At 57.8% G+C, this 11,202-nt stretch carries 11 protein-coding genes; 4 read left to right on the forward strand and 7 right to left on the reverse strand.

All coding sequences use genetic code 11. The annotated features are described in order from the left end of the window. Window positions 1-83 precede the first annotated feature (83 nt). The gene (locus BMZ32_RS00835) at window positions 84-1,550 is read right to left on the reverse strand and encodes a glyceraldehyde-3-phosphate dehydrogenase (RefSeq protein WP_090238222.1); all 1,467 of its coding nucleotides are present in this window, start codon (window positions 1,548-1,550) and stop codon (window positions 84-86) included. 137 nt (window positions 1,551-1,687) lie between these two features. Here BMZ32_RS00835 and mfd point away from each other — a divergent pair, with 137 nt between their 5' ends. Next, a complete protein-coding gene (mfd, locus tag BMZ32_RS00840; protein WP_090241470.1) occupies window positions 1,688-5,134 on the forward strand; it encodes a transcription-repair coupling factor in 3,447 nt (1,148 codons plus the stop codon). Window positions 5,135-5,146: 12 nt separating this feature from the next. Then, window positions 5,147-5,686, forward strand: coding sequence for a CsiV family protein (locus BMZ32_RS00845; protein WP_090238225.1), 540 nt, complete (start codon window positions 5,147-5,149; stop codon window positions 5,684-5,686). Window positions 5,687-5,746: 60 nt separating this feature from the next. Here BMZ32_RS00845 and BMZ32_RS00850 read toward each other — a convergent pair whose 3' ends face one another. From BMZ32_RS00850 to BMZ32_RS00865, 4 genes are read right to left on the reverse strand one after another with little or no spacing between them, the layout of a single operon-like run. Continuing rightward, a complete protein-coding gene (locus BMZ32_RS00850) occupies window positions 5,747-6,484 on the reverse strand; it encodes an S-methyl-5'-thioinosine phosphorylase (protein WP_090238228.1) in 738 nt (245 codons plus the stop codon). A gap of 10 nt (window positions 6,485-6,494) precedes the next feature. After that, on the reverse strand, window positions 6,495-7,493 hold the full coding sequence (gene nagZ, locus BMZ32_RS00855) for a beta-N-acetylhexosaminidase (protein WP_167376730.1): 999 nt from the start codon (window positions 7,491-7,493) through the stop codon (window positions 6,495-6,497). Window positions 7,494-7,514: 21 nt separating this feature from the next. Then, window positions 7,515-8,039, reverse strand: coding sequence for a L,D-transpeptidase (locus tag BMZ32_RS00860; RefSeq protein ID WP_090238234.1), 525 nt, complete (start codon window positions 8,037-8,039; stop codon window positions 7,515-7,517). Window positions 8,040-8,086: 47 nt separating this feature from the next. Then, the gene (locus tag BMZ32_RS00865) at window positions 8,087-8,794 is read right to left on the reverse strand and encodes a TetR/AcrR family transcriptional regulator (protein ID WP_090238237.1); all 708 of its coding nucleotides are present in this window, start codon (window positions 8,792-8,794) and stop codon (window positions 8,087-8,089) included. 274 nt (window positions 8,795-9,068) lie between these two features. On the opposite strand from BMZ32_RS00865, the gene lexA reads away from it, so the two are divergent. Further along, complete coding sequence (gene lexA, locus BMZ32_RS00870) at window positions 9,069-9,680, forward strand: transcriptional repressor LexA (protein WP_090238241.1); 612 nt, start codon at window positions 9,069-9,071, stop codon at window positions 9,678-9,680. Window positions 9,681-9,753: 73 nt separating this feature from the next. After that, complete coding sequence (gene sulA, locus BMZ32_RS00875; protein WP_090238244.1) at window positions 9,754-10,230, forward strand: SOS-induced cell division inhibitor SulA; 477 nt, start codon at window positions 9,754-9,756, stop codon at window positions 10,228-10,230. A gap of 109 nt (window positions 10,231-10,339) precedes the next feature. On the opposite strand, the gene BMZ32_RS00880 is transcribed toward sulA, so the two are convergent. Further along, window positions 10,340-10,573 (reverse strand): hypothetical protein, encoded by a 234-nt coding sequence (locus tag BMZ32_RS00880; protein WP_090238248.1) that lies wholly within the window; start codon window positions 10,571-10,573, stop codon window positions 10,340-10,342. 77 nt (window positions 10,574-10,650) lie between these two features. After that, a complete protein-coding gene (locus tag BMZ32_RS00885; RefSeq protein WP_090238250.1) occupies window positions 10,651-11,169 on the reverse strand; it encodes a DUF6586 family protein in 519 nt (172 codons plus the stop codon). Between the last annotated feature and the right edge of the window lie 33 nt (window positions 11,170-11,202).

The following is an 11,202-nucleotide window of genomic DNA, read 5'->3' on the forward strand; positions in this document are numbered from 1 at the left end:
AGACATACCAGCGCTCTGAGCCTTTAGAACTGCAGAATAAGAAACGGGAGCCGAAGCTCCCGTTTTTTATTGCTAACCTGCGCTTAGCGCGGGAAGGCTGGTGGGTTAACCCCGGCCATGTCTTCCATCACACGCACCACCTGGCAGCTGTAACCGAACTCGTTGTCGTACCAGACGTACAGGATCACTCGGTTGTCGTTACAGATAGTGGCTTCGGCATCGACCACACCGGCGTGGCGCGAACCAACGAAGTCAGTGGACACCACTTCCTGCGACTGCACGAAGTCGATCTGCTTTTGCAGATCCGAGTGCATGGCCATCTGGCGCAGGTACTCGTTGACTTCATCACGGCTGGTGGCTTTATCAAGGTTGAGGTTGAGAATAGCCATCGACACGTTAGGCGTCGGCACGCGAATAGCGTTACCGGTCAGCTTGCCTTTCAACACCGGCAGCGCCTTGGCCGCAGCAGTTGCTGCACCGGTTTCGCTGATCACCATGTTCAGCGGCGCCGAACGACCACGGCGATCGCCCTTGTGGAAGTTGTCGATCAGATTCTGATCGTTGGTGTACGAATGCACAGTCTCAACGTGACCGTTGGCAATGCCGTACTGGTCGTTGATAGCTTTGAGAATCGGCACGATGGCGTTGGTGGTGCAGGACGCCGCCGAGATGATTTGGTCATCCGCAGTGATCTCGCCATGGTTAACGCCGTGCACGATATTCTTCAGCGCACCCTTACCAGGCGCGGTCAGCACAACGCGGTCAATACCTGGGCATGCCAGGTGCTGCCCCAAGCCCTCAGCATCTCGCCATACACCGGTGTTATCCACCAGCAGTGCGTTCTTGATGCCGTACTGGGTGTAATCGACTTCTTTCGGGTCTTTGGCGTAGATAACCTGAATCAGGTTGCCATTAGCGGTGATGGTACTGTTGGCCTCATCGATCGTGATGGTGCCGTCGAACGGGCCATGCACCGAATCGCGGCGCAGCAGGCTGGCACGCTTGGACAGGTCATTGGTCGCACCTTTGCGCACAACAATGGCGCGCAGACGCAGGCCATCACCGCCACCGGTTTTCTCGATCAAGATGCGCGCCAGCAGACGACCAATACGGCCGAAACCGTACAGAACCACGTCGGTGCCTTCGCGGGCTTCGCCGTTCTGTTGGCCAACCACTTCAACCAATTCATCTTTGACGAATTGCTCGATGCTGCGACCTTTTCCGTCAGCTTTGAACTTGCTGATCATTTTGCCCAAGTCTACAGAAGCGGCGCCCAACTTCAGCTCGCTCATGGCCTTAAGAATCGGGAAGGTCTCGTGCACCGACAGCTCGCTACCATCAGCCAGACGGTGACGCGCGAAGCGGTGGGCTTTGAGAATGTCGATCACCGAACGGTTGATCAAACCACGGCCGTAGATCGAGGTGACCACGTTGTTGTTACGGTAGAGTTGGCCAATCATCGGAATCATCGCTTCCGCAAGGGCTTCTCGATCGATCCACTCACCGAGACACTGGTCGGGCTTCTGAGTCACGGGCAGTACCTTCCACATGTAGGGGCTGAAAAAAGGGGCTACATTATGACGAGCCAAGCGCGCATGAGCAATGCACGACTGTCGTAACTGACACCGCACACAAACGCCCGTTACAATCGGCAACCTTGTGATTTGACCGTGAGCCGCCTGTGCCTGTGCCGACTGCGTCCGTACTTCGCCTACCGTCCCTGCCGGCTACTGCCGGAAAACAACACTGGGGCAACCTGCCCGGTGCCGCGCTGAGCTTGGCGATTGCCGAAGCCGCCAGCAATGCTAAACGTTTCACCCTGTTGCTGACCGCAGACAGCCAGAGTGCCGAGCGCCTGCAGGAGGAGCTGAGTTTCTTTGCCCCGGAATTGCCGGTGCTGCATTTCCCAGATTGGGAAACCCTGCCCTACGATCTATTTTCGCCGCACCAGGACATCATTTCCCAGCGTATCGCCGCTCTGTATCGCCTGCCTGAGCTGAAACACGGTGTCTTGGTAGTGCCGATTACCACCGCCCTACACCGTTTGGCGCCCAAGCGTTTCTTGCTTGGCAGCAGCCTGGTCATGCAGGTCGGCCAGCAACTCGACGTCAACCAGATGCGCAGCAACTTTGAAGCCGCCGGCTATCGCTGCGTTGACACGGTCTATGAACATGGCGAGTTCGCCGTGCGCGGCGCTCTGATCGACCTGTTCCCAATGGGCAGCAGCCAGCCGTATCGCATCGACCTGTTCGATGACGAAATCGAAACCCTGCGCACCTTCGACCCAGAGACCCAGCGCTCCATCGACAAAGTCGAGTCGATCAAGCTGCTGCCGGCCCGCGAATTTCCGCTGGAAAAGAAAGCCGTCACTGACTTTCGCGGACGCTTTCGCGAGCGCTTTGACGTGGACTTCCGCCGCTGTCCGATTTATCAGGATCTCAGCACCGGTATTACGCCCGCCGGTATCGAGTACTACCTGCCGCTGTTCTTCGAAGAAACCGCCACACTGTTCGACTACCTGCCCGCTGATACCCAGGTATTTTCCCTGCCCGGCATCGAGAAAGCAGCTGAGCAGTTCTGGGTGGATGCGCGCAGCCGCTATGAAGACCGTCGCGTCGACCCAGAACGCCCACTGCTGCCGCCCGCCGATATTTTCCTGCCGGTGGAGGACTGCTTCGCCCGCCTGAAGAACTGGCCACGCGTCGTCGTCAGCCAAGACGACATCGACACGGGCGTCGGCCGCACCCGCTTGGACGCCAAACCGCTGCCGGATTTGGCGATTCAAGCCAAGGCCGGCGACCCCCTGGCCGCGCTGCGGCGCTTTATCGAGGAACATCCGGGGCGCGTGTTGTTTTGCGCAGAATCCGCCGGCCGCCGTGAAGTGCTGCTGGAACTGCTCGCCCGCCTCAAGCTCAAGCCAAGTGAGTTCGACAGCTGGCCGGCCTTCACTGCCAGCAAAAAGCGCTTGGGCATCTGCATCGCACCGTTGAATGACGGCCTGCTGCTTGAAGATCTGGCGCTGGTGGCAGAAAGCCCGCTATTCGGCCAACGCGTCATGCAACGCCGGCGCCGAGAAAAATCCCGCGACGGTGGCGACAACGCCATCAAGAACCTTACCGAGCTGCGTGAAGGCGCGCCAGTGGTGCACATCGATCATGGTGTGGGCCGTTATTTAGGCCTGGTGACCATGGAGTTCGACGGCCAGGCCGCCGAGTTTCTCGCCCTGATGTACGCCGAAGAAGCCAAGCTGTATGTACCCGTGGCCAGCCTGCACCTGATCGCGCGTTACACCGGCAGCGATGATGCACTGGCTCCGCTGCACCGACTCGGCTCGGAAATCTGGCAAAAAGCCAAACGTAAAGCCGCCGAACAGGTGCGTGATGTCGCCGCCGAACTGCTAGACGTCTATGCTCGCCGCGCCGCGCGCGAGGGCTATGCCTTTGCTGACCCAAAGGCCGACTACAGCACCTTCAGCGCCGGCTTTCCGTTCGAGGAAACCCCGGATCAACAAACGGCTATCGAAGCCGTCTACAGCGACATGCTCTCGGCCAAACCGATGGACCGTTTGGTGTGCGGCGATGTTGGTTTCGGCAAAACCGAAGTGGCGATGCGCGCTGCCTTTATTGCCGTACATGGCGGTAAGCAAGTGGCGGTATTGGTGCCTACCACTCTGCTCGCCCAGCAGCACTACAACAGCTTCCGCGACCGCTTCGCTGACTGGCCGGTAAAGGTCGAGGTGATGAGCCGCTTCAAAAGCGCCAAAGAAGTCAGCGAGGCCATGCTGCAACTGGCTGAAGGTAAGGTCGACATCGTCATCGGCACCCACAAGCTGCTACAAGATGACGTCAAGTTCAACAACCTGGGCTTGGTGATCATCGACGAAGAACACCGCTTCGGCGTGCGTCAGAAGGAACAGCTGAAAACCCTGCGCAGTGAGGTCGATATCCTCACCCTAACCGCCACGCCGATTCCGCGCACGCTGAATATGGCCGTTGCCGGCATGCGCGACTTGTCGATCATCGCCACACCGCCGGCGCGCCGCCTGTCGGTACGCACCTTCGTCATGGAACAGAACAACCCGACCATCAAGGAAGCGCTGTTGCGTGAATTGCTGCGCGGCGGCCAGGTGTACTACCTGCACAACGATGTGAAAACCATCGAGAAATGCGCTGCTGACCTTGCCGAACTGGTACCGGAAGCGCGCATTGGTATTGGTCACGGGCAGATGCGCGAGCGCGAACTGGAACAGGTGATGGGCGATTTCTATCACAAGCGCTTCAACGTGCTAATTGCCTCGACCATCATCGAAACCGGCATCGACGTGCCGAGCGCCAACACCATCATCATCGAGCGCGCCGACAAGTTCGGCTTGGCCCAACTGCACCAGCTGCGTGGCCGCGTCGGCCGCAGCCATCACCAGGCTTACGCTTACCTGCTGACGCCGCCGCGCAAGCAAATGACCGACGACGCGCAAAAGCGCCTCGAAGCCATCTCCAATGCCCAAGATTTGGGAGCTGGCTTTTTGCTCGCCACCCACGACTTGGAAATCCGTGGCGCCGGCGAGTTGCTTGGCGACGGCCAGAGCGGGCAGATTCAGGCAGTCGGCTTCACCCTGTACATGGAAATGCTCGAACGCGCGGTGAAGTCGATCCGCAAAGGCGAGCAGCCCAACCTCGACCAACCGCTCGGCGGCGGCCCGGAGATCAACCTGCGGGTGCCGGCGCTAATCCCCAACGATTACCTGCCAGACGTGCACGCACGCCTGATCATGTACAAACGCATCGCCAACGCCAGCGACGAGGAAGGCCTAAAAGACCTGCAAGTGGAAATGATCGACCGCTTCGGCCTGCTGCCTGAGCCGAGTAAGAACCTGGTGCGCATCACCCTGCTGAAATTGCAGGCAGAAAAGCTCGGGATCAAAAAGGTCGACGCCGGCCCGCAAGGCGGACGTATTGAGTTCGCCGCCGACACCTGCGTCGACCCACTGACCCTGATCAAGCTGATCCAGGGTGCACCTAACCGGTACAAGTTCGAAGGCGCGACGCTGTTTAAATTTCAGGTGCCAATGGAGCGCCCGGAAGAACGATTCAACACCTTGGAAGCGCTGTTTGAGCGCCTGGCTCCCTCCACCTAAAGGAATGACCTCATGCGCGCACTCCGCACTCTAGCTCTGCTGCCGCTGGCCCTGCTGTGTCTGCTCAGCAGCACGGCGGCCGTGGCTGAAAGCCTGTATCAGGTTGAAGTGATCGTGTTCCGTCAAGCCGGCGAACCGATTTCTGCCGGTCAGCTGCCGCCCGATAACTGGGCACAGAACGCACTGCCGGTGGACAGCAACAACAGCCGCAGCACGGCGCTGAATACCGAAGCCGGCAAGCTCAGACCCGCCAGTGGCTATCAAGTACTGCTGCACCAAGCCTGGTCACAGCGCCTGGGCGAATCGAGCAGCCAAGTCGCCATCAGCACCGGCAACCAACAGTTCGGCCATTACCCTGTGGAAGGCACCCTAAGCCTCAAGGCAGGCCGCCTGATCGAACTGGAGAGCGATGTCTGGATCAACCAGTTCGATGCCAACGGCAGCCTCAGCGATAGCGAGCGCATCAAGCAAAGCAGCCGCCTAAAAAACGGCGAACTGACCTTTGTCGATAGCGGCAGCGTGGGTCTGCTGATTCGCGTCAGCCCACTTTAAGAAATATCAGGCACAAAAAAGGTCGCTCTAAGCGACCCTTTTTATTGCACTCACGCTGCCTCAGCTGGCCAGAACCCGCGCCAACACAGCCTTTACCGTGTCCATGCCCTCGTCCAGCGCACGCTCAATTTCCGCCATGGTGATCAAGGCGCGTGACTTGCCAGCAGCCGGGTTTACCACCAGCGCCAGGCAGGCATAAGGCAATGCCAATTCACGGGACAAGACGGCTTCGGGCATCCCGGTCATGCCGACGATGTCGCAGCCATCACGCTCCATCCGCGCGATCTCGGCAACGGTTTCCAGACGCGGACCCTGAGTGCAGCCATAAATACCATGGTTGCTGAAGGCACAGTGCTCGGCGGTCAGCGCACTGCTCAGTTTGTGGCGCAGCCCTGCATCATAAGGATGGCTGAAGTCGACATGGGTGACATGCTCCAGCTCACCCTCGAAATAGGTGTGCTCACGGCCGTAGCTGTAATCGATGACCTGGTGCGGCAAACAAAAGTGCCCGGTGCCCATGGCCGAATGGATACCGCCCACCGCATTCACGGCGATAACAGCTTTAGCACCCGCCTCACGTAACGCCCACAAGTTGGCGCGGTAATTTACCTGATGCGGTGGGATGCGATGCGGGTGCCCGTGACGCGCCAGAAACAACACTTCACGCCCGGCATAGTCGCCCCTCAGCACCGCTGCAGAGGGCGCACCATATGGCGTATCAATATGCAGCGCGGCCTTGATGGTCAGCCCGTCCAACTTGGTCAGGCCGGTGCCACCGATAATCGCGTAAACCGTCATCCATTACTCCTCAGTCGATTAATTGCGCTTCACGTAAGCTGCCAACTGCGGCCAGCCAACGTGGGTCTTGCCGATACTCAACACCCGGGAAAGCCTGGCGCCGCATACGCGCAAGGCCCTTGGGTGGCTGAACGTTAAGCCGCTGCAAAGCCACTAAGGCAAGCTCTGCAGCAGCGCGGTCATTGCACACCAGGCCCATGTCACAGCCCGCCGAGAGTGCCGCCTCGATACGGCATGCCGCGTCACCGACTACATGGGCACCCGCCATGGAAAGATCGTCGCTGAAAATCACCCCATCAAAACCCAACTCACCGCGCAGGATTTCCTGCAACCAGCGCCGCGAGAACCCGGCGGGGCTGGCATCCACCTGCGGATAGATAACATGAGCAGGCATTACCGCTGCCAACTGCTGACTCAACTGACGAAACGGCAGCAGATCATTGGCACGTATTTCATCCAGGCTTCGCTCATCTACCGGGATGGCCACGTGAGAATCCGCCTCAGCCCAGCCGTGCCCCGGAAAATGTTTACCGCAGGCAGCCATACCGGCAGCATTCATACCGCGGACAAACGCACCGGCCAGCAAAGTTGCGCGATGCACATCGCCTTCAAAAGCACGGCTGCCAACCACTGCACTGCGCTGATGATCCAAATCCAGCACCGGGGCAAAGCTAAGGTCCAGTCCAGCGGCCAGTACTTCAATGGCCATCACCCAGCCACACTGCACGGCCAAGTGCTCGGCATTGGCATTCTCGGCCAGTGCACGCATGGCCGGCAAACGTACAAAGCCCTGACGCAGGCGCTGCACGCGACCGCCCTCCTGATCCACTGCTAGGAGCAAATCAGGACGCACCGCGCGAATGGCTGCAGAAAGTTCGCGCACCTGACGCGGGTCCTCAATATTGCGGGAAAACAGAATCAATCCGGCCACCTGCGGCTGACGCAGAAGCTGACGATCCTCAGCCGTCAGCCAGGTGCCAGCAATATCCAGCATTAATGAACCGTGCATGAGTGAACTCACAAATCATCCTTAAGTAAGAGGCGCGTCCGCCCAAGCAGGGCATGCCGCCTCGTCGATCTGAACAGCGCAGTGGGCAGGCACACGCGCAAACAGCGCGAGCAAGTCACTGTTGCGCATGCGCACACAGCCATGGGACAACGCAACGCCCATGGGCTCGCTGTCCGGCGTACCGTGTATGTAGATATAGCGACGAAAGGTGTCGACATCGCCTAAACGGTTGCGTCCAGACTCGCAGCCGCTAAGCCAGAGAATGCGCGAGAGAACCCAATCACGACTTGGGAATTGCGCATGCAACTCAGGTGACCAGACTTCGCCCGTCCAGCGCCGACCGCGCAACACGGCAGCGTTGGGCAAGCCATCACCAATCTTCGCTCGCACCTGATGCAAGCCTCTTGGTGTGCAGCCGGAACCATTGCGCTCACCTGCGCCATTACGCGCAGTGGAAATGTTATAGCGCAGCGTCAACTGCCCGCTGGCAAAGCCATACAAGCGCTGATCGGCGAGGGAAATATGCAGAAAATCGAGAGCAACCATAGGCAGTAAGCTTAGCGGATCAGACCCACCAAGCCCACCCGCGGCGTTTAAACTTTGCTGGTACTAACGGAGCTTTTACTGCGCGGCTTAAGCTGGGCGCTTGCTTGGGCAGCATCGGTCAAACCCGTTTCAGAGCGCATCCCAGCCGCCAAGAACGGCACCATCAAGCGCATCACCTGTTCAATCGACGTATTAACCCCGAAATCGGTTTCCGACATGGCCCGCAAAGCCTTGATCCCGGACATGCTGAATGCGGCAGCACCCAGCATAAAATGTACACGCCAGAACAATTCCAGCGGAGGAATGCGCGGCGCCGCCTCATGCACCAACTGCATGTAACGACGGAAGACCTTGCCGTAAACCTCTTCCAAGTACTTACGCAAATGCCCCTGGCTTTGGCTAAACGCCAAGCCGAGTAAGCGCATGAATATTGAAAGGTCGTTACCGCTGCGGGGTTTAACTGTCAGTGCCTGCTCAACCAGCAACTCAAGCAACTCTTCCAAGTCCACCTTGGTTTCGGACTTAGCCTGACGGCGATCCAGTTCACGTTCCAAACTGATGCAGAAAGGCCCGAGGAAGCGCGAAAAAACTGCCTGAATCAAGGCCTTCTTCGAGCCGAAGTGATAATTCACCGCAGCTAGGTTCACCCCAGCTTTGCTGGTAATTAGACGCAGAGAGGTTTCTGCGAAACCCTTCTCCGCAAAAAGCTGCTCTGCCGCATCGAGAATGCGTTCAACGGTTTCCGACTGGGCCATGACTTTTATCATCTGAACAAACACTTGTTTGAAACATACGTTTCAGCTGCCCGCCTTGTCAAGCCGGGCTGACCATCTTGTGGCCGACTGGTCACACACGCCCCCTCCAAACTGATGCACCTGCCCTGACTAGACGCCGAGCGAACAGTCCGAGTAACAGAGCAATTCGACACAGAACATAAAGAGGGGCTGAGTACAGGTCAGAACACAAGGATTGCCAAGCCTTGAACACTGTATATAATCCCAGTCACTGTACAAAAAAACAGAGCCCACCATGCTAAAGCTAACGCCGCGCCAAGCTGAAATTCTCGCCTTCATCAAGCAAAGCCTTGAAGACAACGGCTATCCACCCACCCGTGCCGAAATTGCCTTGAAACTGGGTTTCAAGTCACCCAACGCTGCGGAAGAACATCTCAAAGCACTGGCCCGGAAAGGCGCTATCGAAATGACCCCAGGAGCCTCCCGCGGCATTCGCATCCCGGGCTTCGAGCCTAACGCCGAGGAAGAACAGGGTTTGCCGGTAATCGGTAGGGTCGCCGCAGGTGCGCCAATCCTAGCGCAGCAACATATCGAGGAATCGTGTCGTATTAATCCAGATTTTTTCCACCCCAAGGCCGACTACTTGCTGCGTGTGCGCGGCATGAGCATGAAAGACATCGGTATCATCGACGGCGACCTACTGGCCGTCCACACCACCACTGAAGTGCGCAATGGGCAAGTAGTGGTGGCGCGCCTCGATGATGAAGTCACGGTCAAACGCTTCAAACGCGAAGGTAATAAGGTCTGGCTGATTGCCGAAAACCCGGAGTTCGCGCCAATCGAAGTGAACTTGGAAGAACAGGATCTGATTATTGAAGGCCTGAGCGTCGGAGTCATCCGCCGCTAGTTCGATGGCGCGGCCTTTCTAACGCAGTACCGACAACGCAGGCAGCTTGCTAACACCTGCTAGTGGAGGATCTATGCAGTTCCCGCAATCACTGAATCGTACACAACTGCCGCTGTTCGATACATTTCTAGCCTCGGCCGCACCACCATTGTTTGCCGATAGCGACGAGCAATTTTGGCAGGATGATGAGGGCGAAGCATTCAGTGAGCTGTCATTGCGTGGCGCAGCAGGACACTGCCTGAATCTACTCGCGCCTATATTGCGCGAACTCAGCGAGAACAACGATGAACGCTGGCTGACCCTGATAGCCCCGCCATCGAGCCTGACACAAATCTGGCTTCGTGAGGCGGGCCTGAACCGCGAACGCATCTTGTTGCTTCACCCACGCGGAGAACAAAGTGCATTGGAGTTGGCGCGTCAGGCCTTGCTGTTAGGTCGGAGTCATACCGTCGTTAGCTGGCTGCACCCTCTTAAGCGCCAGGCACGCAAACAGCTTGAACAAGCCGCCCACCAGGGCAAGGCGCAGAGCCTGAATATCAGCTTGGGATGATCAGCCAATGTGACGCACAAGGAATGTGCGTTTGGGCCTGTACAACCTTGGCGCGACAGCTATCTGAGGCGAATAGAACACTCTGAATCAGAGCCGAATAGCCCTGCAGTCAATGCAGTACCCGCGGCCCTTCTTCATGCTGAAAATTATTTTCAGCCAAACGACCGGCCATTTGCACGCCGACGTTAAGCATGGCTTTGGCCACTTCAACATGCTGCCCCTGCAGAAAAGCTTTGGCGTCGGCAGAAAAATCCAGCACGACCAACGATTCCTCATCCTCTGCACGGCGCAGAGCGATACGCCCATCAGGCAGTTCGACAATTTCCAGGAAGGATGTAGGCATTGATTAGCTCTCCACGAAAGATCAGCATTGTAACAGCCGACCCGGGCTCGCCCTAGCCCACCGGTCAAATCAGCTTGTTACCATTCACTCAACGTTTCACGAAAGCGTTGCGCTAGAGCTTTCAATTCCTGGCGCCAGATTTCCAGAGACTGATGCGCCAGGGGCTCGACATCCTCGTCCAGGCTGACCGCTGTAATTAATGGTGTCGTCGGATCGACCTTGCTTTTCTTGCCAGCCTGAGGCGGCTTAAAAAGCGCAGCATAGGCGCTAAGGAGCTGAGCCACCCAACTCTCTTTTGACTGCGCCAACTCAACCAACTCACCCAATTCCTGACTCGGCGCAGCGCTTAGCACTACTGACGTGAGAAAGCTTTCAGCACGCGGAGCTGCACTGTCAGGCAAGCGATAATAGCCGGCAATTTCATGGCACAGCCCCAACAGGGCACCGTACAGATGAAACAGCGCAGCTTCACGCTCGGCCTGAATCAAAGCCAGGGCATTCATACTCTGACCCTGCTCAGCCTTGCGCCAAGACTCTAGCGCGAGACCTGCATAGAAAATTTTCTGATTGGTACGGGTATAGAGCTCATTAGCCATCGCGGCCCCCTCCATAACGGATCGAATAAGCAA

The sequence above is a fragment of the Pseudomonas guineae genome (assembly GCF_900113745.1).
GTDB classification, from domain to species: domain Bacteria; phylum Pseudomonadota; class Gammaproteobacteria; order Pseudomonadales; family Pseudomonadaceae; genus Aquipseudomonas; species Aquipseudomonas guineae.

Coding starts and splice junctions, on each gene's coding strand:
- BMZ32_RS00835 (WP_090238222.1), bottom strand. CDS start 1,550: ATGTGGAAGGTACTGCCCGTGACTCAGAAGCCCGACCAGTGTCTCGGT.
- BMZ32_RS00845 (WP_090238225.1), top strand. CDS start 5,147: ATGCGCGCACTCCGCACTCTAGCTCTGCTGCCGCTGGCCCTGCTGTGT.
- BMZ32_RS00850 (WP_090238228.1), bottom strand. CDS start 6,484: ATGACGGTTTACGCGATTATCGGTGGCACCGGCCTGACCAAGTTGGAC.
- nagZ (WP_167376730.1), bottom strand. CDS start 7,493: ATGCACGGTTCATTAATGCTGGATATTGCTGGCACCTGGCTGACGGCT.
- BMZ32_RS00860 (WP_090238234.1), bottom strand. CDS start 8,039: ATGGTTGCTCTCGATTTTCTGCATATTTCCCTCGCCGATCAGCGCTTG.
- BMZ32_RS00865 (WP_090238237.1), bottom strand. CDS start 8,794: ATGGCCCAGTCGGAAACCGTTGAACGCATTCTCGATGCGGCAGAGCAG.
- lexA (WP_090238241.1), top strand. CDS start 9,069: ATGCTAAAGCTAACGCCGCGCCAAGCTGAAATTCTCGCCTTCATCAAG.
- sulA (WP_090238244.1), top strand. CDS start 9,754: ATGCAGTTCCCGCAATCACTGAATCGTACACAACTGCCGCTGTTCGAT.
- BMZ32_RS00880 (WP_090238248.1), bottom strand. CDS start 10,573: ATGCCTACATCCTTCCTGGAAATTGTCGAACTGCCTGATGGGCGTATC.
- BMZ32_RS00885 (WP_090238250.1), bottom strand. CDS start 11,169: ATGGCTAATGAGCTCTATACCCGTACCAATCAGAAAATTTTCTATGCA.